This window comes from Streptosporangium sp. NPDC004631, from assembly GCF_053601935.1.
On record NZ_JBSGCR010000010.1, the window covers coordinates 26,917 to 51,313 of the forward strand.

Here is a 24,397-nt window from a genome sequence, read left to right on the forward strand (position 1 = left end):
CATCGCCGGACAAGACCAGTCCTGTGCGGAGAGCATGGTACTTAGGCGTTTTGATTGACCAGGTCAATGGAACGGCTGATTCTGTCAGGTATGGACAACCTTCTCGCGGAGGTCCGCGCGTTCAACCGCTTCTACACCGAGGTCATCGGCCTGCTCCAGCAGGGTCTTCTGGACAGCCCCTTCTCCCTCACGGAGGTGAGGGTGCTGTTCGAGCTCCACCTGCGGGACCGTATGGAGACCGGTGAGCTGCGGCGGCTGCTGGAACTGGACTCCGGATACCTCAGCCGGATGCTCGGGCGGTTCGAGAAGGACGGCCTGCTCGTGCGGGAGCGGTCGGCCGCCGACGCGCGGCGGCAGATCATCCGGCTGACCGGGGCGGGCAGGGACACGTTCGCCACCCTCGACGAGCGCTCGGCGGCGCAGGTGCGGAACCTGCTGGAAGGGGCGACCGAGGAGGACCGGCGGCGGCTGGCGGCGAGCATGGCCACGATCCGGGAGATCCTCACCCGGGCCCGGAAGGCGGAGCCGTACGTCATCCGCCCGCTGCGTTCGGGGGATCTCGGCTGGACGGTGTACCGGCACGGCGTGCTCTACAGCCGGGAGTACGGCTGGGGCCAGGACTTCGAGGCGCTGGTGGCCAGGATCGTGGCCGACTACGGGGACGCCCACGACCCGCTGCGCGAGGCCGGATGGATCGCCGAGTTGGACGGCGAGCGGGTGGGGTGCGTCTTCTGCGTGCGCAAGGACGACGAGACGGCCCAGCTGCGGATGCTGCTGGTGGAGCCGTCCGTCCGGGGGACCGGGATCGGCCGGCGGCTCGTCGAGGAGTGTCTGCGCTTCGCCAGGACCGCGGGCTACCGGCGGATGATGCTCTGGACCCGGGACGTGCTGACCGGGGCCCGGAGGATCTACCGCACCGCGGGCTTCCGGCTCGTCGAGGAACAGGCCGCCGACGGCGTCGTCGAGGAGATCTGGGTTCTGGACCTGTGACCGACGGACCTGTGACCGACCGGCGCCGACTGCCGGTCGGTGAAACGGGCCGGTCAGCGGCGGAACGGCCCGGCGACCTCGTAGGTGAAGCCGTCGGTCCCGGCGGGGTCACCGAGGACACCACGCTGGGAGGAGAAGTACAGGCGGCTGCCGTCCGGTGAGAAGGCGGGACCGGTGATCTCCGACTTGAGGTGACCGTCGAGCCGGAGGAACGGGGCGACCGTCCGGTCGGGGGTGATCAGGTTGATCTCCATGTTGTCGCCGTCCTCGGCGACGTAGAGATCTCCACCGGGGGTGCCGGTGAGGTTGTCCACGCCTTTCAGCGGGGCGTCGGCGTCATAGACGACCTCCAGACGCTGGCGCTCGGCGTCGTAGCCCCAGACCCGGTTGTCCACCTTGGTGGTGAAGAAGCAGACGCCGTCGGCGTAGTAGCAGCCCTCTCCTCCCTGGAAGTGACCGGCCTCGTCCACCTGGTAGCGGGTCATCTCCCGCACCGCGGCGGGGTCGGACACCCGCTTCCAGATCACCGGCCCGGTGTCGGAGTCGGAGTCGACGCAGAGCACCTCCAGCCGTCCCGACGTCAGGCTGCCCCAGCGGTTGGGGCGGAAGCGGTAGAAGCAGCCGTCCCGCTCGTCCTCGGTCATGTAGACCACCTGCCGGACCGGGTCGCAGGCGGCGGCCTCGTGCTTGAACCTGCCCATGGCCAGGCGGGGCAGCGCGGTGCGCACGCCGTATGGATCGCACTCGAAGACCCGCCCGCGCGAGGTCTCCTCGCACGACAACCAGGTGTTCCACGGAGTACGTCCACCGGCGCAGTTGAGCGTGGTGTCCGAGAGAATGCGATAGGCGCCGCGGATGGTGCCGTCGGACCCGAACTTGATCGCGCTCGCCCCACCGTGCAACGGGATCTCCGAGTTGGACACGTAGATCCAACCGTCTCCGTCGGGGAAGCAAGCACCACCGTCCGGAGCGGGGTGCCAGAGCATCCCACCGACCCGGTTGCCGGTGCGGGCGACGACCCTGCCGGTAAACCCGTCCGGAAGGGCGAGCCCGTTGGCGTCGGGTGCGCCGAGCGGGCCATAGGGGCTGTCCCCCTGCGGCGAGATGGCGCGGGCGGCGTCCTGCCAGAGCGATCCGGCCAGGGCCGTCCCGATGGCCAGACCTCCCGCGCGCACGAATGTTCGACGAAGCATTGTGTCTCCTCACTGCCTTGACAGTGCATGACAAGCGAGTTGACGGTACACGACAAATCCATTGAATTCAGGTGAACGACGCGACTTCCGGGGCCCAAACTTTACGGCCCCCAGAGGGCAAACATTGCCCAAAACAGGTCGCCCTATCGTCAAGATCCTCATTATCCGGCGCTGGTGCGTCCAGAGTGGGATCACATCGCCGTCAGACCGGGAGAACCGTTGAACGAAGGACTCGCGTTCGCGAATCCGATCTTCGAGACCGCCCCCCGGGTGGGTGCCCGCAGAGCTCTGATCTTCCTCGACGCACCGTCCGGCCCCCTGTCCGGCCCCCCGCCCGCCGCCTCCCCCGGTCCGGCCCCGGCGTCCCCGCCCGCCGCGCCGCCCACCGTCCAGACGACCCCGGCAGCCGAGACGGCCCGGACCGCTCCAGCACCCCCGGCGGTCCCGGCGACCACCCGGGCGACCGCGCCGACGCCTCCGCCTGCCACGACGCCCACCCTGACACCGGCCGTGACACCGGCCACGACACCGCCAACGCCAACGCCGGCGCTGGCCGTCTCACGGCCGGACGCGCGCCTGGCGAGCGTGCTCCGCGCGGAGGGCTACACGGTGGACGCCGAGCACAGCCGGGGCGCGGAGGCCGACGGCGAACGGGTCTGGGAGTTTCTCAGGTCGGCGCAGGAGCGGGACCTGCTGGTGATCCGGCTGCCCGCCGACGACGGCTGGACCTCCGGGCAGCTCGGATCGATGATCGGCGCGTTCGGCCGGCAGGTCGGCCGGTCGCTGGCCGCGGCCGTACTACTGATCGTGGACTTCGGCTGGAGCGCCCTCGACGAATCCGCGGAGCCGGTCAGGCAGCTGGCCGTGGCGGGAGAGCCCCGGGTGGTCGCGGCGGCCCTCACCCTGACACTGCGGTTCGACGAGACGCTCCCCGGCCCGGTGCGCAGCCTGACCGAGGTCCTCACCGAGGGCCTGGTGACCCGAGCCGCCGACCTCGACGGCGACGGAGTGATCACCGTGGGCGAACTGCACGGCTACGCGCTCCGCCACTACGCGACCGCCTCAGCCGCCCGCACCCCCATCCTGATCACCTACGGCGCCGTCACGGACGTCGCGCTGACCCGGGCCGGGGACCGGTCCGCCGCGCCCCCCGCCGCCTTCGCCCAGGCCGTGGCCCGGCTCGGCGAGCCCACCCCACCGGCGTCGGGCGTCGAGATCGTCCAGCGGATCTACGAGCTCCACCTGAGCGAGCCGGCCAGGGAACTGCTGCGCAGGGCCTCCCTCCTGGACGAGGACGAGTCCGTGGACGAGGTCTTCGGCGACGCCTCCGAGCTCAGGGAGTGGGGGCTGCTCGGCGAGACGGCCACGTTCGTCCACCCGGACGTGCGGGCCTTCGGCTACTCGCGGCTGTCGGCCGCCGAGAGCGCCCAGATCTCCGCGGTACTGCGCCGCAGACGGGCCGGGCTGCGGGCCGTACAGCCGAGGACCCGGCTCACCGCCGACCGGTGGACCACGGAGGACCGGCTCGGGCACCGGGTCTACGCCGAGGCCATCGCCGCGTTCGTCCGCCACCCCGAGACCCGCCCGCCGCTCACCATCGGCGTCAAGGGACCGTGGGGCGCCGGGAAGACCTCCCTGATGCGGATGATCCAGGACCTGCTGGACCCCGGAGCCGCGGGAGAGGAGCCCGCCGAGATCCATCTGCCCGGCTCCCACCCGGACAGAGCCCTGACCAACGGGGAGGTGCTGGCCAGGGCCAGACGGCGCCCCCGGGAGAGCGCGGGGCGGGCGGTGCCCGGCCCCCTGCCGGTACGGCGGGCCGACTGGCGGCCGACCGTCTGGTTCAACCCGTGGATGTACCAGAACGGCGAGCAGGTCTGGGCCGGGCTCGCCCACGAGATCATCAGCCAGGTCACCGAACGGCTGCCCCGCATCGAGCGGGAGCGGTTCTGGCTGGAGCTCAACCTCACCAGGGTCGACCGGGAGGCGGTGCGCCGGCGCGCCTACCACCTGGTGATGACCCGTCTCGCCCCGCTCGCGCTCAGCCTGGTGGCCACGCTGGTCCTCACCGGGGCGCTGCTCGCCGCCGCCGCGCTGCTGCCGGCGCTCGACGCCCTTCTGCGGAACACGGCCGCCGCGATCGGCTCGGCCGGCTCGGTGGCCGTGGTCGGGACGGGCGCCGTACGGCTGGCGAGGTTCTTCGGCGAGTCGGCGAACAGCGCCTTCTCCGGCCTGGTCCAGCAGCCCGACGTGCTCGCGCGCGACGCGGCCGAGAGGTTCGCGGGCGAGGTCGCGGGCGGTCCCGGCTACCGGTCCAGGACCGGTTTCCTGCACCTGGTGCAGACCGACATGCGGCACGTGCTCGACCTGGTGGCCACCGAGGACCGGCCGCTGGTGGTGTTCGTGGACGACCTGGACCGGTGCTCGCCGGGAACGGTGGCGCAGGTCATCGAGGCGATCAACCTGTTCCTCGCGGGCGAGTTCCCGAACTGTGTGTTCGTGCTGGCCATGGAGCCGGAGGTGGTCGTCGCGCACGTGGAGGCCGCCTATCGAGAGCTGATGGAGACGCTGCCGGACGGCGGGCGGTCCGGGCTGGGCTGGCGGTTCCTGGAGAAGATCGTGCAACTGCCGCTGAGCGTTCCGCTGCTCGACGACGCCGACCGGCTGCCCGCCTTCGTACGGGCCCTGCTGGGTATGCCCGAGGTCGCCGTCCCCGCCGAACCGGCCACCACCACGGGCGCACCGGGCCCGCGGGGGCCCTCCCCGGAGGTCGCCGGACCGCACTCCCCCGGAACGGCCCTCCCCGCTCCCCGATCCCGGGAGGCCGGACCTCACCCGTACGCCTCCGCCCCTCACCCGCGCGCCGGACACGACTCCCAGAGCCCCGGGTCCCAGCCGGAGGCCGGACACGGCTCACCCGATCTCGGCTCTCCGCCTCCCGACATCGGCCCGGAGCCGCGCACCCCGATCGACGGGCCGCCGGCCGTACCCCGGCCCCGGTCGGTGGAGCCGCCGGATCCGGCGCAGGTGAGCCGCCTGGAGGACGCCATCCGGGCGCTACGGCCGACGGCCGTGACCCTGGACGAGGCGGCGAGGCTGGCACAGGAGGCCCTGGGCGTCGAAAGCCCGGACACGATCGGCGGGCTGTCCTCGGCGACACGCGAGGCCGCCGACCGGGTCTTCGACAGCCTCTACAGCGACGAGAACGCCTACCAGGCGATCGAGTTCGTGCTGCCGGCCCTGACGTTCTTCAACCCCCGCCAGATCAAGCGCTACGTGAACGTCTTCCGCTTCTACTCCTTCCTCACCTACCGGCGCGCGCTCGCCGGAGCGGAGCCCGCCTCGGACTCCGAGGTCGCAAAGCTCGCGGCGCTGACCATCCACTGGCCGCACCTGCTGTCGCTGCTGGTCGTGGAGATCGACGGGGCCACCGTGCTGCAGAGCCTCGAAAACGCCGCGAGCGCGGGCGACGACCCGGCCTGGGAACAGGCCGTCCGCGAGGCGGGCCTGGCCGGCCCCGGCGCCTGGGACGACACTCACCTGAACACCCTGCGCGACCTGCTCTCCTTCCCCCACCCCATCGCCCCCCTCGCCCGCCACCTCCTCTGAACCCTCCGACCGATGACGGAGCAGACGACACACCGGAACAGACCCGGGACACGCTGAGTGCGCGCAAACGATGACCCGGCACGAGTTCCGTCGGATCCAGGCTGCCGCCTCTGACGCCAAACGATGATCGAAGCAGGGAACGCGTAGCACCTTGCGACACATCGAGCTACATTGGATGGGTGAAGACGATTACCCAGCGTGAGTTCCGCAACAACTCCGCGGCCGTCATGGATGCCGTGGAGGCCGGCGAGGTCTACCACATCACCCGTAACGGCATCGAGGTCGCCGAACTGCGGCCCCTGGCTCGCAGGCGACGTCTGACCGCGGAGGAACTGGTCTCCCGGCATCGGCGCCTACCGCGCGTGGACCACGCGCGCATGCGGCAGGAGGCCGACGAATTCTTCGGCACGGAGGACCGCGTCGGCGGCGACGACCCCTGGGAGCGCGGCCGTGCCTGAGCGCGACGAGTCCGGGGTCCTCGACACCTGCACCTACATCGATCTCGACCTGATCGATCCGGCACGGCTGCCGATCATCCCGGAGATCACCGCGATCACCCTCGCCGAACTCCACCAGGGCGTCGCCATGGCCCGGGACGCCGGAGCCAGAGCCGCACGTATGGAGAAACTGGGGGCGGCGGTCGCCGACTTCGCCCCTCTGCCCTTTGACGGCGACGCCGCCGCCCGCTACGGAACCCTGGTCGCTCTCACGATGGCCGCCAACCGGGACCCTCGCCCCCGCAGAATGGATCTGATGATCGCCGCGGTGGCGTCCACCCGGGGGCTGCCGCTCTACACACGTAACCACGCCGATTTCAAGGGCCTCGAATCGGTGGTGAGAACAGTGCCCATCTGACGATCACCCCACAGCGCACGCCATGACGAACAGCGCCCTGACCTCAGGCTTTCCTGACTCGACGGGTACGGCGGTGCTTACCCGCCGCTGCCGTAGGGGCGGGTGATGACCTCCATGATGTGGCCGACCGGGTCCAGGAAGTACACGCCGCGCCCGCCGTCGTTGTGGTTGATCTGTCCCGGCTTCTTGAGACCCGGATCGGCGTAGTAGGTGACTCCGGCCTGCTGGATCCGCTCGAAGATCGGATCGAAGTCCTCCTCGGGCACCAGGAACGCGTAGTGCTGCGAGGCGATCACGTCCTGGTCTCTGGTCGCGAAGTCCAAGGTGACGCCGTTACTGGTCGACACCGGCAGGAACGGCCCCCAGACCGCCCCGACCTCCAGCCCCAGAATGGTCGCCAGGAACTCGGCGGACGCCTGACGGTCCCGGGCGAAAACAATGGTGTGGTTCAACTCGACTGACATACTGGAAATACTTACACAGCGGAGCAGGAAACGCCCCTGGGGGTTCCACGAGTCCCTCCACCCCGTTCACCCCGGAACCGGAGCGTTCTCCAGAAGGCCCCGCCTCCGAAAGCCGTCTCACGAATCATACATAGAACCGCCATTATTAGGACATTTCACACTAAAGACATGTCCTGGTGGGCATAAACGCACCCGACGTCCTCACCGTCGGCACAGCAAGATCAGCAGGTCGGCCGGAGGTAAGGAAAGCACCTCTCCATACCGCTGTTCGTACAGAGCCCCTATGCGGGCAGGTTCCAGCTCGGCCCACCGGGCTCACCGAGCCAGACGCGCTGTTCCCGCCTCGTCACGGTAAGCCCAAACCCGGACTGGTGCGGACACCCGGCCCCCTGCCACGTCAGAATGGCCTCTTCGACCTCGTCCCACAGTTTGATCGGCCCATGCTGATACACCATCCACCCACCGGTATTCGCCGAGAAGATCAGCACCCGCGTGCGGGTTCGGCCGAAGTTCGAGGCCGCGCTCGACGCCGCCCGCGAGATCAAGGCGCATGCCCCGCACTGCCGGGTCATCTTCACCGTGTACGAGATGAAGCGGCTCGGACGCGATGCAGCCGAGCTCACCGCGCTCGCCGACCACCTCGCAGCCCACGGCCTGGTCCTGGAGATGCTCGCCGGGCCCCTGGCCGGGATCTACGACCCGAGCGGGCACGGCCGCCTACTGTTCGCGTTCTTCGCGGCGATGGCGGAGACCGAGCGGGAGAACATCCGGGAGTCGACACTGGAAGGGCTCGACACCGCGGCCCGCAAGGGCAAGCACGGCGGCCGGCCGCCGGTCATCACCGACGACATGCTGCACACCGTGCTCCGCCGCCGCATGGGCGGCGAAGCCGTCGAGCAGATCCAGTCCGACCTGATCATCCCCACCGGCAAGCGCAAGGGGCAGAACCCGAGCCTGTCCAGCATCTACCGAGCCCTGGCCGAACATGAGAAGCGAGCCGCGTACCCCGAAGCCGTCACTGCTGCGCACATCGACTTCGCCGCCCTCCAGGCCGCTGGGGGCCTTCCGGGACAGGGAAGCACGAAGGAGTCGGCCAACCTCTCCGGGCCAGCTCAGAGACCATGATCAATCTCAGCGCCAACCACGGTTCCATTGATCCCCGGGGCCGCTGTAGCGGGAAGCCTGAGCCGCGCGATGTTCCCGCTCGGACGTGTCGGGCCGCACAGGGGGCGAAGCGAGTCGTTACCGTGCTGGGGTGGCACGCCCTGCGAAGTTCGACCCCGACCAGATCCTCGACGTCGCGGCGGCCGTCGCCGCCGAGAGCGGGCACGAGGCGGTGACGATCACCGCGATCGCGGCCCGCCTCGGCGCGCCCAGCGGCTCGATCTACCACCGGTACGGCTCGCGCGACCTGCTGCTGGCCCACCTGTGGGTCAGGACCGTGCGCCGTTTCCAGGAGGGCTTCCTCCAAGCGATTGCGACCCAAGACCTGGAGCAGGCCGTACGGCTGGCAACCGCGCACACCGTGCGATGGTCGGCGGCCTACCCCGACGAGGCGAGGCTGCTGCTTACGCAACACGTACGCGACCTGAGCGCACGCTGGCCGGACGAGCTCGGTGAGGAGCTGTCCAGGCTCAACGACGCGACGACGAGGGCGATGGCCGAGCTCGCCAGGCGCAGCGACTGCGACCTGGAGCGCATGGTGTTCGCACTGGTCGACGTGCCGCTCGCCGCGGTGCGGCGGCACCTGCAGGCAAGGAAGCCCATCCCGGATTCGGCCGCGGAGATGGCGGAAACCGCCGCCCTTGCCGTAGTTTTAGCGACATGTCTCTAAAACTGGTGGAAAAGTTCTACGAGGGATTCGAGAAGGCCGACGTTGAGCTGATGCTCTCGGCCCTCCACCCCGACTTCGTGTTGCGGGTCAGCGAGGGCATGCCCCTCGGGGTCGGCGGCGTGCACCACGGCCCGCAGGCGGCCTTTCGCGACTGCTGGGGCATCATCTTCACCGCCTACGACACCAGGCCGGTACCCGAGGAGTACCTCTGGGCGGATGCCGGGCGCTGCGTCGTGCTCGGCCATTACCGCGGTACGGCCCGCGCCGGAGGGCAGGCCTTCGACGCAGCTTTCACCCACACGCTCACGCTGCGCGAAGGCCGCATCGCCGAACTGGTCCAGATCACCGACACCGCGAGCTGGGCGCCGCCAGGATCCTAGGTCGACTCGGCGTCTGTCCCGAGAGGCCTAAAGCTTGTTACAGAGGCGTGCGGTTGGGCATTTGGCGGTGTCAAGCTCGACCCCTATAAGAACAATTCGGCAACTTGGCTCAGGCACCGTTCCGGCGCCGCTGGTGCTCGTTCTTGTCGGCTCGTGACTGCGCTTCCCGGTTGAGTTGGTCCCGGGCCCTCGGGCTGTTCGGGTTCTTCGCCGCAGCGGACATGACGCGCGCCTTGGCTCGTTATTCCCACAAGTTCACCCGGCGGTTTGCCCCAGCTTCACACGGATCGGAGGGAAGTCCAGCGCCCGCGCACTGTCGGCTCCCACGCTGGCCTCCCGCTCCAGGCGGGCCGTGCCGTCCGGTTGCACGGCCACCCGCCAGCCCTCGGGCCAGACGTGAGGGGCGCCGGGCACCGCGACCACCACCCCGTCGAACCGGGCGCCCCTGGCGAAGAAGGACGCCCCGTCGAACCGGGCGGTGGCGGGGTGGCAGTGGTTGAAGTCAGGGGCGATGAGGACGGCGCCGGTCAGGTCGATGCGCACCCGGCCCGGTGGGGAAGCCGTCGCCGAGATCACCGGCATCCTTGCCCCACCCCGCCGAACCCACTAGCCGCAGGTCAGCTCCATATCCGTTGGATTTTCGCCGTTTGCTACGGGGACCCCTGATAGCTGCATCCGCTAGTCCGAGGTGTTGTCGTTTTCGAAGTCGTCTGCCACCTGCGTGCTTCCGGCTGAACCATCTCCGCCGCCGCCCCTCGACATGGTGACGGTAACGAAGGCCTTGCTGCTGCCCTCCTTACCCATGTCCACAACCGTGCCGCGCGTATCGTAGAAGTGAGTGATCTGAGTCACGGGATCGAGTTGAGTCGTCTCATACAGCGGTGGCCCCTCAGGAAGACGTTCACTCATCCGCCCCAAGCCCCAAGGCCGCATGGGCAGATCGTTCGACATGTCGCACGCCCCTTTCGGAATTCGCCGGCGCCTCTCCGAAGCGGTCCACGGCACAACCGGTCACCTCGCCGTACTGACACCCCGATAGTGGCCGATCACAGTGAGTGCCGGTAGCCCACTTTCTACACCGAGCACTGAGGCGACGTCCTCAGAACCGGCTTGCCGACGGGGGTGGTCACGTGGCGGGGAAGTCGAACTCGCCGTCCTTGACGCCGCCGACGAACGCCTCCCACTCGGCCCGGGTATAGACGATCACCTCCGCGTCGGGCCGACGGCTGTGCCGTACGGCGACCCGCCCACTGCCATCGGCCAACGGCCCCGCCTCGACACACTGCCCACCACCATTGGCACTCCTGATGCTGATGTGCCAGGCAACGCCCACCAGCTCTTCGGGGGTGACCATCACGCGCTCCTCCCTCTTGCTCGTTTGATACGACCGATCGCGGCCCGAATGACGTCCGCGGACTCATCGGGGGTGAACACGGCGTTTCAGATGGAAGTAACCGCTCACGCAGAGCCCTCGGCAGCCCGCCGCGAGGGCCCAGCGGAAAACTCCGGGCGCAGTCGCGGCGGGGGATCTACTCCAGGGCGTAGTCGGCCGAGAGTTCACGACCGGAACCGAGAAAGTCCACCGCGTACTCGGTCACCTCACCGTGCTGGTCCCAATAGTGGTTGGTCATGGTGAGCACCGGCAGTCCGCTCTCCACGCCGAGCACTGAGGAAACGTCCTCGGGAACCGGCCTGATGGCGACGGTGTCACGTCGCCGTACGGCTCGCCGGCCGGTCCTGTCTTCGACCAGACCGAAAGTCATCATGGGAAGCGGCTCCACGATCAGCAATTCGGGCGCAGCCTCGGCCAGTTCACCAGGAAGCCACGACGTGGACAGCGCGACGACGCCCCTGTCGTCGTAGTACGTGCGGCGACGCCGGACAACGGAGGCGCCCTCTTCGATCCCCAGCGCATCCGCGACTTCCTCGGAGGCCGAAACGAGTTCGGCGCTCACGATCTCGGTCCGCTCGCCTGGACGGTAGCCGCTCCCGGTTGCTCGAAGCATTTGAAGGCGATCAGGACCCGTCGTGAGTTTCTTCGGGAGCATGGCGAGCGTTCCGATCCCCGGGACCGACTCCGCATACCCTTCCGCCCTCAGCACCGCCGCGACTCGGGTGGCGGTCGCGGTGGACACTCCCTCGTCGCGCATGATCTCTCGTACGGACGGGACGCGATCGCCCGGCCGGATCTCTCCACGATCGATCCTGTCCTTGATCTGCGCAGCGATCCGCTTGTACGGAGCCATCGCCCGCGCGCCCTCAGCCATCACGCAACCTCCGTTCTAGTACACTCTAGATCAGACTTTGGCTTCACACCTGCTCTAGAACACCATAGAACCGCGACGGACCAAAGAACAGGGAGGAACTCGGCCTCTAAAGGCTGTCTCTTGGACCGCGCCGAAGTGGGGGCGTCTGGCCGTAAGTCACAGTCCTCGCGGTCGGCGCGCTGCGCGCGGTTCATGCTCGGGCGGCATTTCCCAGGGGACTACTGTCCCCCTTCGACCTCCGAGTGCGAAGGACTACGCCCCTCGCACTTCCCTCCACGCCGACCACGCACCACGTTCCAGCACTCAAACCGGTTGACGGACACCGGCCCGATCGGCCAGTGGCCAGGTTCAACAAGATGTGGCGACTTGCTCCGGACCGGGGCCACCCCCACACCGCCCTCAACCCACGAAACTCCACAGAACAGGACCATGGACCTCGCGTGAGAAAGACCCCACCGGACACAGACGATCAAAGATGGGGGTGGTCACTTGGCGGGGAAGTCGAACTCGCCGTCCTTGACGCCGCCGACGAACGCCTCCCACTCGGCCCGGGTGTAGACGATCACCTCCGCGTCGGGCCGACGGCTGTGCCGTACGGCGACCCGCCCACTGCCATCGGCCAACGGCCCCGCCTCGACACACTGCCCATTACTGTCCGCGCTCCTGGTGCTGATGTGCCAGGCAACGCCCACCGGCTCTTCGGGGGTGACCATCACGCGCTCCTCCCTCTCGCTCGTTTGATACGACCGACCGCGGCTCGGATGACGGCCGCAGACTCATCCGGAATAAGTGCGGCGCTTCGGATGGAAGCGTACGCTCGCGCGAAGATTTCGGCGCCCTCCGCCTCGGTATAGACGGCGCCTCCCCTGGTCTCCACATAGGTCGCGTCGGAGTAAGGCTCCGGCATGTCGAAGATCGTGAAAGAACCCTCCAGACTGGCGTGCGCCCCGGCGGCGAACGGCAGAACCCGGACAGTCACGTTCGCTCTCATCATGACCTCGGACAGGTGCTCCAACTGGGCGCGCATCACCTTCGGGCCGCCGATCACACGGTGCAGCACGGCCTCGTCGAGGACGACCTCCAGGCTGGGAGCCGATTCTGCGTTGAGCACGCGCTGCCGGTCCATCCGGAACTCCACCCAGCGCTCGATCTGCTCGCTGGGAGCGTCCATGCCGCCCGCCGTGATGACCGCCAAAGCGTAGTCCCGGGTCTGGAGGAGCCCGGGGATGACCATCGCCGCATAGCAGCGGATCCCCTCCGTGCGGGTTTCGAGCCAGGCGTGGTCGAACATCCCGCCAAGAGACTCGGCGGCATAGCCGTCCCACCAGCCCTTCCGCCAGATGTCGCGGCTGAGCTGCTCCAGCCCGTCGCGGACCTTCTGGTCACCGACGTCGTACAGGTTGAGCAGTGCCAGCACGTCGGACACTCTCGCCGGGATGACGCCGGACTCCAGTCTGCTGATGGTGGCGGCGTCGCGCTGCAGGTAGTCGCCCGCCTGCTTGAGCGTCAGCTTGGCCGACTCACGGAACTCCTTCAGGTGTTTGCCGAGCCACTGCGCCCGCAGCGTCGGTCCTCGCCTCGCGCCCATCGCCGTCTCCTTCGGGCTCGCGCCGCCTGCTTCGCCGATTCAATATTGGAAAAATCGGGACAAATGCAATGAGCTTATTCAGCAAGCTTGCGCACCAGTAAATTCAATGTCACGCTACCAAAGCATCGACGGTCACGCTCGGCATCCTCCCGAAAACACAGCGAAATCAGGGCAGGGCAGGGCCGTCCAGCAGATCTCCGCTCAGGGTTCGGCACCGGAAGGGAGCACTCGACATGCAGCACCACATCGGCCCCGGCCAGCCCCCCATCCCCCGTGATCCGATCTACAACGGGCATTGCCCCCAGAACACGGATCCGAAATGCGCGCACAGGGGCGGGAGGGCATTGACCGGCGGATCACCGCGGGTGTTCGCGCTGGTTCAGGAGTTCGACGAGGACGACGAGACGGGCGAGGGAGGCGAGGAGGTCGTTACGGAGGTGGTGGCCTACGGGCTGGCGCTGCCGGACGGCACCGCGGCGACCGTGGGCCTGATCGGCCACGGCTTCGGCCGGTGGAGGAGCCCCTACAGCGCCGCGTCACGGCTCCACTCCGACCTTGTCTGGCTCGGAGAGGAGGAGGCGTAACCGGCCGGAGCACACAAAATCGTCAAAAACAGGGAAGGCGCCCCGGGTCTGGTGGGCCGGGGCGCCTGAGGTGTGTGGCGGGACGGTCTAGCGCTGGGCTTCGATCATCCAGTGGTGCTTCTCCAGGTCCTGGGTGATCTGGATGAGGATGTCCTGGGTCACCGGGTCGGGCTTCTCGGTGGCGGCGACGCGCTCGCGCATCCGGCGGATGATGGATCCGAGGATGTCCGTCATCGCGGCGACGACCTTCCCGTCGTTGATGTAACCCGGCTCCAACTGCGGCACTTCACTCGCGTTGGCGATCGTGGACGCCCGGCCGTCGGGATTGCCGCCGAGGGCCACCGCGCGCTCGGCGACGGTGTCGGCGTGTTCCCTGACCTTCGCGACGATCTTGTCGAGCTGCAGGTGGAGTGAGCGGAAGTTCTGGCCGATCACGTTCCAGTGGGCCTGCTTGCCCAGCAGCGAAAGGTCGATGAGGTCGACGAGCGTGGCCTGGAGCACCGCGACGACGACCTTCTTGTCCTCGGGCTTGAGCGGACTGGTGATCGCGGACATAAGGCGTCCTCCCCCTATTTAAGGTCTAGTTTCCTATTTGTCGTGAAATCTCCCTACCCAGCTCCACTCATCTTATGTTGACAGTGTCATAATGACAGTGTCACTATCGAGGCATGGAATGGACCATCGGTGAACTGGCGGAGCGGGCCTCCGCGGCGTTGAGCCCCACCGCCCAGCTCAACGGGCGGGTCAGGGACGCGCCCAACGAGCGCCTCATCCGGTGGTATGCCACGATCGGCCTGCTCGACCCGCCGTCGGCCCGCCGGGGCCGCGTCGCCGTGTACGGCAGGCGCCACCTGCTCCAGCTGATCGCCGTCAAACGCCGCCAGGCCGAGGGCCGGACCATCGCCGAGATCCAGGCCGAGCTGGCCGGAGCGACCGATCGGCTCCTGGAGTCGATCGCCGATCTCCAGGAGCTCCCGCCCAAGGGGGCCGGGGTGCCCGAAAGGAGCACCGCGGCAGAGGGAGGCGGAGGACCGAGAAGAGCCGCGCCCCGGGCCGCACGCCCTCGCTTCTGGGCCGACCCGCTCACCGTGGCGGAGACCGGCCTCACCACCACCCCCGCCCTCCCCGGAGCGGTGGCGTCACAACCGGCCGCCCCCGGCGGCCGGGGCGGATCCGGCGCGGTGGTCGTTCACGGTGTACGGCTGGCGGCCGGCGTGACGCTGCTGCTCGACGGCGGCCGTCTCCCCTCGTCCGCCCAGCTCGCCGAGATCGGCGCCGCGTCCGAGGCGCTCCTGTCGGTCCTCCGCGAACACGACCTCGCCCCCCAGGAAGGGAATCGATCATGATCACCGAGATCACAACGCTACGCCCGGAGGAGTGCGAGCCGGTCCCGGGCGCCGGGCTGGGGACACTCGTCACCGAGCGGGGCAACCTGCCGCTGGAGAGCGTGGACGTGACCGCCGCCGTGTCCGGGCTGATCGCCGGGGTCGAGGTGGTCCAGGGCTTCCGCAACCCGCACGACGTGGCGCTTGAGGCGACCTACGTCTTCCCGCTGCCCGACCGGGCGGCGGTGACCGCCTTCAGGATGGAGGCGGACGGGCGGGTCATCGAGGGGATCCTCAAGGAGCGGGGCCAGGCCAGGGCCGACTACGACCGGGCGATCGCCGAGGGCAGACGGGCCGCGATCGCCGAGGAGGAGCGGCCGGACGTCTTCACCATCAGGGTCGGCAACATCGTGCCGGGCGAGCGGGTCACCGTACACCTCTCGCTCAACCAGCCGCTCCCCTACGAGGACGGCGCGGCGACCTTCCGCTTCCCGCTGGTCGTCGCCCCCCGCTACATCCCCGGCACCCCGCTCGACGGCGGCCAGGTCGGCGCCGGCTGGGCCCTGGACACCGACGCGGTGCCGGACGCCTCCAGGATCACGCCCCCGGTGCTGCTGCCCGGCTTCCCCAACCCGGTGCGGCTGTCGCTGGCCGTCTCGGTCGACCCCGCGGGCCTGGAGCTGCGCGAGGTCCGCTCCAGCCTGCACGTGGTTCGGGAGGAGGGTGACACGGTCCGCCTCCGGCCGGGTGAGCGCCTGGACCGCGACTTCATCCTGTGGCTCTCCTTCGACGCCTCCACCTCGCTGGCGCTGGCCCCCGACGGGGACGAGGGCACGTTCACGCTCACCGTCGTCCCCGACGCGGCGGCCCCCACGGCCCACCCCAAGGACGTGGTGCTCGTACTGGACCGCTCGGGCAGCATGAGCGGCTGGAAGATGGTCGCCGCCCGGCGCGCGGCGGCCCGCATCGTGGACACGCTGACCGGCGGCGACCGGTTCGCCGTGCTCTCCTTCGACGGCGTGGTGGAATATCCCGAGGGGCTCGGCGAGGGCCTGTCGGAGGCGTCCGACCGCAACCGTTACCGGGCGGTGGAGCACCTGGCCCGGCTGGACGCGCGGGGCGGCACCGAGATGCTGAACCCGCTGGAGAGGGCTGCCACGCTGCTCGGCGGCCCCGACGGCGGCAGAGGCTCCGGTGGCTCCGGCGGCTCCGTCAGGGACCGCGTCCTGGTGCTCGTCACCGACGGGCAGGTCGGCAACGAGGACCAGATCCTGGACCGGCTCGGCGCCCGGCTGGCCGGGGTGCGGGTGCACACGGTCGGCATCGACCGGGCGGTCAACGCCGGGTTCCTGGGCAGGCTGGCCGCCTTCGGCGCGGGCCGGTGCGAGCTGGTGGAGTCCGAGGACCGGCTGGACGAGGCGATGGAGCACATCCACCGCAGGATCGGCGCCCCCCTGGTGACCGGCCTGTCCGTCAAGGGGGACGGGCTCGACGTGATCCCCGGGACGGTCGGCCCGCTCGGCTCGATCTATCCGGGCGTCCCGCTCACCGTCCAGGGGAGATATCGGGGAGCCGGTCAGGGGGTGCTGGCCGTACACGGGCTGGACTCCGCCGGGGGGCCGTGGGGGCGGCGGGTCACCGGAGCGCGGGTGGACAACCCGGCGGTGCGGGCGATCTGGGCGCGCGCCCGGTTGCGTGCCCTGGAGGACCGCTACACCGCGGGCGACCACTCGCTGGAGGCGGAGATCATCGGGGTCTCGCTCGGGTACGGCGTGCTCTGCCGGTTCACCGCGTTCGTCGCGGTCGACAGCGCGGTGGCCGCGGAGGGCGGCCCCGGGCACCGGGTGATCCAGCCGGTGGAGATACCCAGCGGCTGGGAGAGCCCGGCCGTCACGGCGGCGCCGATGATGTTCGCCTCGATGGCCTCGCCGCAGGCGGCGCCGAGGGGCGCTCCCGGAGGGCCTCCCCCCTCGGGGCCGCCCTTCGCGGCCACCGCGCTGGGCGGCGCGCTGGGTGGCGCGCCGAGGGGGGCGGGCGGCGGTTCCTTCGCCCCGCGCGGCCCGATGGCGCCCCGTCCCGCGCCGATGGCGCCCGGTGGCGAGCCGGTGGCACCGGGGGTGCCCCGAGCGGTGCCCTCGGCCGAGATCGGCGAGGAGCTGCGGCGGCTGCGCGCCGCCGAGTCCCTGTCCGCCGCCGACCGGCTGCGCTATCTCGACGATCTGGGCAGCAGGCTCGCGGCGCTGGCCGTCCACCTCGGCGGCCATCCGGAGCTGGCGCTCCTGGCCGCGGAGCTGCGGGTGGGCGGGGATGTGGACGCCCTGTGGCGCAGGGCCGTCGAGGTGCTGGAGTCCCTGAGCCGGGCCGGTAAGCGGCGCCCGTTCTGGAAACGATAGATTCTGACGATAGATGTCAAGGAAAAGTCATATAGGGAGTGAATGTCAGGTCGAGTGGGTTAAAGTTCCGGCGTGACCAGCCCGATTTTTGCTCTTTGTGATGAATACGTCTCCCGCTCGGCGGCGCTCGACCCGGTCGCCGCCGGAGCGGCCGGCATCGCCGTCGAGTTCGCCGCCGCCAGCGACTACAGCCCGGAGGGCCACGCCGCCCGTGCCGCCCTGATCGGCGAGACGCTGAGACGGCTCGTCTCCCTCCAACCCCGGTGCGAGGCGGACGTGCAGGCCGCGGCGCACCTGCGCGAGCGCCTGGAGGCCGAGTCGGCCTCACACGAGATCGGCGAACCGCTCTGCGCGGTGCAGGCGCCGTTCGGTCTGATCACCGATCTGCGCGACAGCGTGGACCTGCTGCCGCGCGGCACCGACGACCAGTGGCGCGATGTGGCGGCCCGGCTCGCCGCCATCCCGCTGATGCTGGACGGCTGGCGGAGCAGCCTGGAGACCGGCCTGGCCCAGGGGACGCGGGCGGCCCGCCGCCAGGCGCTGGAGTCGGCGGTCCAGGCCGACCTCCTGGCCGGCGGCGGCACACACGAGGCCCTGGTGACGGGCTACGGCGACGGCCCGGTCCTGGGCGAGCTGGCCGGGGGCGCGGCGGCGGCGCACGCCGCCTACGCCGAGGTCGCCCGTTACCTGCGCGAGGACTACGCCCCCCGGGCGGCCGAGCGCGACGCGGTGGGCGCCGAACGCTACGCGGTGGCCGCCCGGCTGAGTCTGGGCGACGACATCGATCTGCTGGACGCCTACGAGTGGGGCTGGGCCGAACTGGGCCGCATCGAGGCGGAACTGGCCGCCGAGGCGGATCGGGTGCGGCCGGGCGCCTCGGTGGACGAGGCGACGGCGATCCTCAACGAGACCTGCTACGTCGAGGGGCTGGACGCCTACCGGCACTGGCTGCAGGAGCGCCACGACTGGGCGGTCGAGCAGCTCCACGGCACCCACTTCGACATCCCCGAGCCGCTGCGCCGGGTGGACGTCACCCTGGCCCTCGGCTCGACCTCGGGCTCGGCCTACTACACCTCGCCGAGCGAGGACATGTCCCGGCCGGGCCGTACCTGGTGGCCGGTGGGCGGCGGGCGGGACCGGTTCGAGACCTGGCCCGAGCTGACCACGGTCTTCCACGAGGGTGTCCCCGGCCACCACCTCCAGTTCGGCGCGACCCGGCTGGCCGGGAACGGCCTGTCGCGATTCGGCAAGAACTCCTGGGTGAGCGGGCACGGCGAGGGCTGGGCACTGTACGCCGAACGGCTGGCCGACGAGCTGGGCTGGTTCACCGAGCCGGGCACCCGGCTGGGCATGCTCGGTGGATCGGCGCTGCGGGCCACCAGGGTGGTCGTCGACATCGGCGTCCATCTGGACCTGCCGCTCCCCGACGGTTCGCGGTGGACCTTCGAGAAGGCGTGCGAGGTGCTGCGCGACCGGGGCCGGTGCGAGCCGCACCGGATCCACTCCGAGGTGGTCCGCTACTTCGGCTGGCCCGCCCAGGCGATCTCCTACAAGCTCGGCGAGCGCGCCTGGCTGGCCGCCAGAAAGGAGGCCAGGCAGCGCCTGGGCGCGGACTTCGACCTGCGCCGCTGGCACACCTCCGCCCTGGAGATCGGCCCGGTCGGCCTGGCCGGTCTGGCCGAGGCCCTACGCCGAATCGCCTGACCCCGGCCCGATCCCGGCTCTCCGGCCCCCGACCCGGCCCCTCGGTCCTTCCGGTTCTCCAGCCCTCCGGGGTCTCCGGTTCGCCGGTCCCCGGGGTCTCCCCATCGCCCCTTCCCGTTCTCCCGGTCCCCGTGCCCGGTCCGCGCCACCGAGTCTCGCGGGCGGTCCGCCCCGGGGGCCGGGGCGCCTTCCTACCGGGAGAGCCGGATACAAATCCCTCGATGTCCACATAAAGTGGCTGAATGGTGATTTTGGACGGCGGGCTGGCCACACATCTGGAGGCGCTTGGCGCGGACCTGCGCGACGAGCTGTGGTCGGCGAAACTCCTGATGGAGAACCCCTCGGTGATCCGTCAGGCTCATCTCGACTATTTCACCGCGGGGGCCGAGGTGGCGACCACGGCCAGTTACCAGGCGAGCGTCCCGGCCTTCGTGCGCCGGGGGCTGACCGCCGGCGAGGCCGAGAAACTGATCCTGCTGTCGGTGCGCCTGGCCACCGAGGCCAGGGAGTCGTACGGCACGGGCACGGTGGCCGCCGGCATCGGCCCCTACGGGGCCTACCTGGCCAACGGCGCCGAGTACACCGGCGACTACGACCTGGACGAGGACGGCCTGACCGACTGGCACCGGGACCGCTGGCACATCCTGGCCGGCAGCGGGGCCGACCTGCTGGCCTGCGAGACCATCCCGTCCTACCCCGAGGCCAGGGCGCTGAAGCGGCTGCTGGCCGAGACACCCGGCATGCGGGCCTGGGTGAGCTTCTCCTGCCGGGACGGCGAGCACATCAACGACGGCACCCCGCTCACCGAGGCCGCAGAACTGTTCGCCGACGATCCGCAGGTGATCGCGGTCGGCGTCAACTGCACCGCTCCCCGCCACATCCCCAGCCTCATCGGCCGGCTCCGGAGCAAGCCCGTGATGGTCTATCCCAACTCCGGAGAGACCTGGGACGCCCAGAATCGCCGCTGGCTCGGTCTGGCGGACCCGGTCGAGTTCGGCGCGGCCGCGGCCGGGTGGCGGGAGGCGGGTGCCGCCTTCGTCGGCGGCTGCTGCCGTACCACCCCCGAGCACATCCGGCAGATCCGCGAGCACCTGAACGCGGCCTGACCTCAGGGGCGGCGGCGGGTGGGGACGGGGATGCCGATGAGGAGGAGGCGGGCGGCCTCCCATGCGCCGCGGAGCGCGGCCTCCACCTCCGGCGACTCCTCTCCCAGGACGCGGACCCAGGCGCCGCAGTCCCGCGGGAGCACGCTGACCCCGGCGCGCAGGCCCGCCGAGATCAGGGGGGCCAGCGCCTCGTGCAGGGTGTCGGCCACCACGGAGGCGGGCGCCTTGCCGGTCATCACGAACAGCGAGGCCATCACCCCGAAGTCGCCGAGGACCGCGGGACCCGTCACACCGTCCTCGGACGGCGCCAGCCGTACGGTGTCGGCGAAGACGAGTTCCCCGTCCGGGCGGCACACCTCCATGTCGCTGTAGAACACGTCGTAGTCGTTGCGTTCGCCGCGGGCGAGGCGGCCGACGAGCATGCTCTCGCCCAGTACCACCGTGGCCGACGGGTCGGCCACCAGCCTGAGACGCTGGTAGAAGCGCGAGCGGGCGAACGGGATCGACGCGTGCGGGAGATACTCCACGTGGCTGTCCGGCCCCGCCGTGATGTTGACGATCTGGGTGGCGTAGTCCTGCTCCATCTTGTAGATCTTCGTGGCGGCCTGCGTGGTCAGGTTCACCTCGGTCCCGGCACCACAGGTGAAGTCCATGCGGTAGCGGTCTCCCTGGAGGATCCCGCCGCCCGCGGACATCAGCATGACGTAGGCCATCTCCGGCCGCCGCTCGTCGAAGTAGAGCGGCCTCATGATCTGCAGCGGCGTCTTCTGGTAGTGGCCGGTCAACTCGGTCCGCCGGTCGGTCCTGGCGAACTCCAGCTCCATCACCCCCACCTTGCCGGGGCTGCCCACCGGCAGCGTGTCGGGGACCCCCGCGTAGCGGAAGACGACCTGCGGGATATCGGCGATCGTGTAGTGCTCGGGGGCCAGCCTGTTCACGGGGGCCTCGTGAACAGGCTCACGCACCGGCTCACGCGTCGGCTTGGGCACCGGCTTGCGCATCGCCTCCGGCCTCCCTACCGCGCCGAGGAGCACGCCACCGCCTCACGCGCCTCGATGAAGTCGACGACCTCGGCCACCCCCACACCGGTCAGGCAGTCGGTGAGGATGACCGGCCTGTCTCCGCGCACGTGGTGGGCGTCGCGCTCCATCACCGACAGGTCCGTGCGGACGTACGGGGCGATGTCGATCTTGTTGATCACGAGCAGGTCCGAGTCGGTGATCCCCGGGCCGCGCTTGCGCGGCATCTTCTCGCCCTCGGCGGTGTCCAGGACGAAGATGTACAGGTCGGCCAGGGCCGGGCTGAAGGTGAGGGTCAGGTTGTCCCCGCCGCTCTCGAACAGCAGGATGTCGATGTCGGGGAAGCGTTCGAGCATCTCGGCCCCGGCGGCGAGGTTCATCGTGGGGTCGTCGCGGACCGCGGTGTGCGGGCAGGCCCCGGTCTCGACGCCGACGATCCGCCGCGGGTCGAGGACGCCGGCCAGCGAGCGGCGGGCGTGCTGGGCGTCCTCCTGGGTGTAGATGTCGTTGGTGATGACGCCCGGGCTGTGCCCGCGCTGGATCAGCAGCGGCACCATGGCCTCGATCAGCGCCGTCTTGCCGGAGCCCACCGGGCCGCCGATGCCTACCTTCAGTACGTTCTCCATCTCCATGGGGATCCTCTCGATGCGGTTTCCGGTGACGGTGACGGGGTCAGGTGGTGAACAGTCGGGCCGGTGCCCGCTCGTGCGCGGCGGAGAAGGTGTCGGCCAGGGGCACCGAGCCGTGGATGTCGTACGGGCCCCGGGCCGCCAGGGCGGTCGCCGCGGCACGCACGATCTCCGGGTGCGCGCCGTACAGCATGGCCTGGGCCCGGCGGAAGTCCACCCTGCCCAGGCGTACGGCGGCGGCGGTCCAGCCGGCGCAGAAGGCGAACAGGTCCCCGGCCACCGCGTGCCTCTCCGACACCCCGAGACCGGCGTGCAGCGCCCCGGCCACGACCGCGTGGTTACCCGGCATGTCCCCCTCCCGGACCAGCGCCGCCAGTTTCCCGGCCACCGGCCCGCCGAAGACCCGGCCCGCGGTGTCCAGGAGCTGGCGGCCGGTCCGGGTGGCGGCCGCCCGCAGCTCGCGGTTGAGCTTGATCGCGTGCAGCCGCCGGTCGGCCTCCGCCAGCCGGTTCCAGTCACCCTCGGTCACCGCCCGGTGCGCGAGCACCAGGGCGGTGGCGTCGCCGGGCCCCACGGAGTGGCGGAGCAGGTCGGCCAGCAGGACCGGGAGGTCGTCCGGTCCCACCGTGCCGGACTGGACGTAGCCCTCCAGGCCGTGTGACAGGGTGTACAGACCGCTCGGAAAGGCCGAGTCGGTCAGCTGGAGCTGGACGAGCAGCGGACTGAGGTTCACGCGATGAAGTAGAGCTGGGTCAGTGGCAGTTTGGCGGCCGGCTTGATGAAGGCGTGCTCGCCGTCGAGCGAGACCTTGTAGGTCTCCGGATCCACGGTGATCCTCGGAAGCGCGTCGTTGCGGATCATGTCGTGCTTGCCGATGGTGCGGCAGCCCCGCACGGGGTGGACCAGCCGTTCCAGGCCGAGTTTGCCCGGCACCCCGGCCGCGATGCCGGCCTGCGACATGAAGGTGATGTTCGTCGCGGGCAGCGCCTTGCCGAACGCCCCGAACATGGGCCGGTAGTAGACCGGCTGGGGTGTCGGCAGCGAGGCGTTCGGGTCGCCCATCTGCACCCAGTTGATCTGGCCGCCCTTGACCACCACGTACGGCTTGGCCCCGAAGCCGTGCATCTGCCAGAGCACGATGTCGGCGAGCTTGCCCGCCTCCAGGGAGCCGACCACGTCGGAGATACCCGTGGTGCGGGCCGGGTTGATCGTCAGCTTGGCCAGATAGCGCAGGACCCGGAAGTTGTCGTTGCGGTCGGAGTCCTCCGGCAGCCTGCCCCGCAGGTCCTTGCAGTGGTGGGCGATCTGGAAGGCCCGGGTGAAGGACTCTCCCACCCGGCCCATCGCCTGCGAGTCGGAGGAGATCATGCTGATCACGCCCATGTCGTGCATGACGCTCTCGGCGGAGATGGTCTCGGCCCGGACCCGGCTGTCGGCGAAGGCGACGTCCTCGGGGTTGTCGTGGCTGAGGTGGTGGCAGACCATCACCATGTCCAGGAGTTCGTCCATGGAGTTGATGGTGTAGGGCAGCGTGGGGTTGGTGGAGGAGGGCATCACGTTCGGCTCACCGGCGACCCTGAGCAGGTCGGGGGCGTGACCGCCGCCGGCGCCCTCGGTGTGGAAGGTGTGGATCGCGCGCCCGTTGATGGCGCTGATCGTGTCCTCCAGGAAGCCGCTCTCGTTCATGGTGTCGGTGTGGATGGCGATCTGGATGTCGTACTCGTCGGCGATCGACAGCGAGTTGTCGATCACGGCGGGGGTGGAGCCCCAGTCCTCGTGGACCTTCAGCGCGCACGCCCCGGCCAGGAGTTGCTCGCTCAGCGGTTCCGGCCGGCTGCCGTTGCCCTTGCCCATCAGGCCGATGTTGATCGGCAGGCCCTCGAACGACTGGAGCATGCGGCCGATCCCCCACGGCCCAGGCGTGCAGGTGGTGCCCCGGGTGCCGTCGGAGGGGCCGACGCCACCACCGATCAGCGTGGTGATCCCGTTGCTCAGCGCGGCCTCCACCTGCTGCGGGGAGATGAGGTGGACGTGGCTGTCGATGGCGCCCGGGGTGGCGATCATGTGCTCGCCGGAGAGCACCTCGGTGCCGGGGCCGATGACCAGCCTCGGGTCCACGCCGTTCTCGGTGTGCGGGTTGCCCGACTTGCCGATGCCGGCGATCATGCCGTCCCTGATGCCGATGTCCCCCTTGACGATGCCGAGAATCGGGTCGACGACCACGACGTTGGTGATCACCATGTCCAGGGCGCCGCTGAAGTTGGTGGCTCCGGGCGCCGAGCCCATACCGTCACGGACGGTCTTGCCGCCGCCGTAGACGGACTCGTCCCCGTAGAAACCGGCGTTGTAGTCCTTCTCCACCTCGATCACCAGGTTGGTGTCGGCGAGCCTGACCCGGTCTCCGACGGTGGGGCCGAACATGTCGGCGTACTGTTTACGGCTCATGGTCACCATCGG

25 protein-coding genes are annotated in these 24,397 nt (G+C 70.0%); 12 read left to right on the forward strand and 13 right to left on the reverse strand.

Annotation, left to right across the window (positions count from 1 at the left end):
- Window positions 1-90: 90 nt before the first annotated feature.
- The gene (locus ACWEF2_RS12710; RefSeq protein ID WP_453814659.1) at window positions 91-990 is read left to right on the forward strand and encodes a bifunctional helix-turn-helix transcriptional regulator/GNAT family N-acetyltransferase; all 900 of its coding nucleotides are present in this window, start codon (window positions 91-93) and stop codon (window positions 988-990) included.
- A 53-nt stretch (window positions 991-1,043) separates the two neighbouring features.
- Here ACWEF2_RS12710 and ACWEF2_RS12715 read toward each other — a convergent pair whose 3' ends face one another.
- Window positions 1,044-2,183, reverse strand: a complete 1,140-nt coding sequence (locus ACWEF2_RS12715) for an alkaline phosphatase PhoX (RefSeq protein ID WP_453814661.1) — start codon at window positions 2,181-2,183, stop codon at window positions 1,044-1,046.
- Window positions 2,184-2,402: 219 nt separating this feature from the next.
- On the opposite strand from ACWEF2_RS12715, the gene ACWEF2_RS12720 reads away from it, so the two are divergent.
- From ACWEF2_RS12720 to ACWEF2_RS12730, 3 genes are all read left to right on the forward strand, one after another.
- Window positions 2,403-5,792, forward strand: a complete 3,390-nt coding sequence (locus tag ACWEF2_RS12720) for a P-loop NTPase fold protein (protein ID WP_453814663.1) — start codon at window positions 2,403-2,405, stop codon at window positions 5,790-5,792.
- Window positions 5,793-5,971: 179 nt separating this feature from the next.
- A complete protein-coding gene (locus ACWEF2_RS12725) occupies window positions 5,972-6,250 on the forward strand; it encodes a type II toxin-antitoxin system Phd/YefM family antitoxin (RefSeq protein ID WP_453814665.1) in 279 nt (92 codons plus the stop codon).
- On the forward strand, window positions 6,243-6,647 hold the full coding sequence (locus ACWEF2_RS12730) for a type II toxin-antitoxin system VapC family toxin (protein WP_453814667.1): 405 nt from the start codon (window positions 6,243-6,245) through the stop codon (window positions 6,645-6,647). The genes ACWEF2_RS12725 and ACWEF2_RS12730 overlap by 8 nt, the downstream gene beginning before the upstream one ends.
- Before the next feature lie 77 nt (window positions 6,648-6,724).
- Here ACWEF2_RS12730 and ACWEF2_RS12735 read toward each other — a convergent pair whose 3' ends face one another.
- Window positions 6,725-7,111, reverse strand: a complete 387-nt coding sequence (locus ACWEF2_RS12735; RefSeq protein WP_355600379.1) for a VOC family protein — start codon at window positions 7,109-7,111, stop codon at window positions 6,725-6,727.
- Window positions 7,112-7,564: 453 nt separating this feature from the next.
- On the opposite strand from ACWEF2_RS12735, the gene ACWEF2_RS12740 reads away from it, so the two are divergent.
- The 3 genes from ACWEF2_RS12740 (at window position 7,565) to ACWEF2_RS12750 (ending at window position 9,325) form a co-directional block, all read left to right on the forward strand.
- Window positions 7,565-8,236 (forward strand): recombinase family protein, encoded by a 672-nt coding sequence (locus tag ACWEF2_RS12740; RefSeq protein WP_453814958.1) that lies wholly within the window; start codon window positions 7,565-7,567, stop codon window positions 8,234-8,236.
- Between the two features lie 130 nt (window positions 8,237-8,366).
- A complete protein-coding gene (locus ACWEF2_RS12745) occupies window positions 8,367-8,945 on the forward strand; it encodes a TetR/AcrR family transcriptional regulator (RefSeq protein ID WP_453814670.1) in 579 nt (192 codons plus the stop codon).
- Window positions 8,936-9,325 carry a nuclear transport factor 2 family protein gene (locus tag ACWEF2_RS12750; protein WP_355595453.1) on the forward strand — a complete coding sequence of 130 codons (390 nt, stop codon included), beginning with the start codon at window positions 8,936-8,938 and terminating at the stop codon, window positions 9,323-9,325. Before ACWEF2_RS12745 ends, ACWEF2_RS12750 begins: the two co-directional genes overlap by 10 nt.
- Before the next feature lie 255 nt (window positions 9,326-9,580).
- On the opposite strand, the gene ACWEF2_RS12755 is transcribed toward ACWEF2_RS12750, so the two are convergent.
- The 6 genes from ACWEF2_RS12755 to ACWEF2_RS12780 form a co-directional block, all read right to left on the reverse strand.
- The gene (locus ACWEF2_RS12755) at window positions 9,581-9,901 is read right to left on the reverse strand and encodes a hypothetical protein (protein WP_453814672.1); all 321 of its coding nucleotides are present in this window, start codon (window positions 9,899-9,901) and stop codon (window positions 9,581-9,583) included.
- A gap of 102 nt (window positions 9,902-10,003) precedes the next feature.
- A complete protein-coding gene (locus tag ACWEF2_RS12760; protein ID WP_453814674.1) occupies window positions 10,004-10,276 on the reverse strand; it encodes a putative ATP-grasp-modified RiPP in 273 nt (90 codons plus the stop codon).
- 175 nt (window positions 10,277-10,451) lie between these two features.
- A complete protein-coding gene (locus tag ACWEF2_RS12765; RefSeq protein ID WP_453814676.1) occupies window positions 10,452-10,679 on the reverse strand; it encodes a DUF397 domain-containing protein in 228 nt (75 codons plus the stop codon).
- 175 nt (window positions 10,680-10,854) lie between these two features.
- Entirely contained in the window at window positions 10,855-11,592 is a 738-nt protein-coding gene (locus ACWEF2_RS12770) for a GntR family transcriptional regulator (protein ID WP_453814678.1), read from the reverse strand.
- Between the two features lie 485 nt (window positions 11,593-12,077).
- Window positions 12,078-12,305 (reverse strand): DUF397 domain-containing protein, encoded by a 228-nt coding sequence (locus ACWEF2_RS12775; RefSeq protein ID WP_453814680.1) that lies wholly within the window; start codon window positions 12,303-12,305, stop codon window positions 12,078-12,080.
- Window positions 12,305-13,180, reverse strand: a complete 876-nt coding sequence (locus ACWEF2_RS12780) for a helix-turn-helix domain-containing protein (RefSeq protein ID WP_453814682.1) — start codon at window positions 13,178-13,180, stop codon at window positions 12,305-12,307. The genes ACWEF2_RS12775 and ACWEF2_RS12780 overlap by 1 nt, the downstream gene beginning before the upstream one ends.
- 365 nt (window positions 13,181-13,545) lie before the next feature.
- On the opposite strand from ACWEF2_RS12780, the gene ACWEF2_RS12785 reads away from it, so the two are divergent.
- Window positions 13,546-13,764 (forward strand): hypothetical protein, encoded by a 219-nt coding sequence (locus ACWEF2_RS12785; protein ID WP_453814683.1) that lies wholly within the window; start codon window positions 13,546-13,548, stop codon window positions 13,762-13,764.
- An 87-nt stretch (window positions 13,765-13,851) separates the two neighbouring features.
- Here ACWEF2_RS12785 and dps read toward each other — a convergent pair whose 3' ends face one another.
- Window positions 13,852-14,319, reverse strand: a complete 468-nt coding sequence (dps, locus tag ACWEF2_RS12790) for a DNA starvation/stationary phase protection protein Dps (RefSeq protein WP_453814685.1) — start codon at window positions 14,317-14,319, stop codon at window positions 13,852-13,854.
- Window positions 14,320-14,432: 113 nt separating this feature from the next.
- Between dps and ACWEF2_RS12795 the strand changes: the two genes are divergently transcribed.
- From ACWEF2_RS12795 to mmuM, 4 genes are all read left to right on the forward strand, one after another.
- Window positions 14,433-15,110: a helix-turn-helix domain-containing protein gene (locus ACWEF2_RS12795; RefSeq protein ID WP_453814687.1), complete on the forward strand. Its 678-nt coding sequence runs from the start codon at window positions 14,433-14,435 to the stop codon at window positions 15,108-15,110.
- Window positions 15,107-17,482: a VIT domain-containing protein gene (locus ACWEF2_RS12800; protein WP_453814689.1), complete on the forward strand. Its 2,376-nt coding sequence runs from the start codon at window positions 15,107-15,109 to the stop codon at window positions 17,480-17,482. Before ACWEF2_RS12795 ends, ACWEF2_RS12800 begins: the two co-directional genes overlap by 4 nt.
- Window positions 17,483-17,554: 72 nt before the next feature.
- On the forward strand, window positions 17,555-19,186 hold the full coding sequence (locus ACWEF2_RS12805) for a DUF885 domain-containing protein (protein ID WP_453814691.1): 1,632 nt from the start codon (window positions 17,555-17,557) through the stop codon (window positions 19,184-19,186).
- Between the two features lie 242 nt (window positions 19,187-19,428).
- Window positions 19,429-20,292, forward strand: a complete 864-nt coding sequence (gene mmuM, locus ACWEF2_RS12810; RefSeq protein ID WP_453814693.1) for a homocysteine S-methyltransferase — start codon at window positions 19,429-19,431, stop codon at window positions 20,290-20,292.
- Between the two features lie 2 nt (window positions 20,293-20,294).
- Here the strand turns inward: mmuM and ACWEF2_RS12815 are convergent, their stop codons facing one another.
- From ACWEF2_RS12815 to ureC, 4 genes are read right to left on the reverse strand one after another with little or no spacing between them, the layout of a single operon-like run.
- On the reverse strand, window positions 20,295-21,293 hold the full coding sequence (locus ACWEF2_RS12815; RefSeq protein WP_453814695.1) for an urease accessory protein UreD: 999 nt from the start codon (window positions 21,291-21,293) through the stop codon (window positions 20,295-20,297).
- A gap of 14 nt (window positions 21,294-21,307) precedes the next feature.
- A complete protein-coding gene (gene ureG, locus ACWEF2_RS12820; protein ID WP_453814697.1) occupies window positions 21,308-21,937 on the reverse strand; it encodes an urease accessory protein UreG in 630 nt (209 codons plus the stop codon).
- Window positions 21,938-21,983: 46 nt separating this feature from the next.
- Window positions 21,984-22,673, reverse strand: coding sequence for an urease accessory protein UreF (locus tag ACWEF2_RS12825; RefSeq protein WP_453814699.1), 690 nt, complete (start codon window positions 22,671-22,673; stop codon window positions 21,984-21,986).
- Complete coding sequence (gene ureC / locus ACWEF2_RS12830; protein ID WP_453814701.1) at window positions 22,670-24,394, reverse strand: urease subunit alpha; 1,725 nt, start codon at window positions 24,392-24,394, stop codon at window positions 22,670-22,672. The genes ACWEF2_RS12825 and ureC overlap by 4 nt, the downstream gene beginning before the upstream one ends.
- Between the last annotated feature and the right edge of the window lie 3 nt (window positions 24,395-24,397).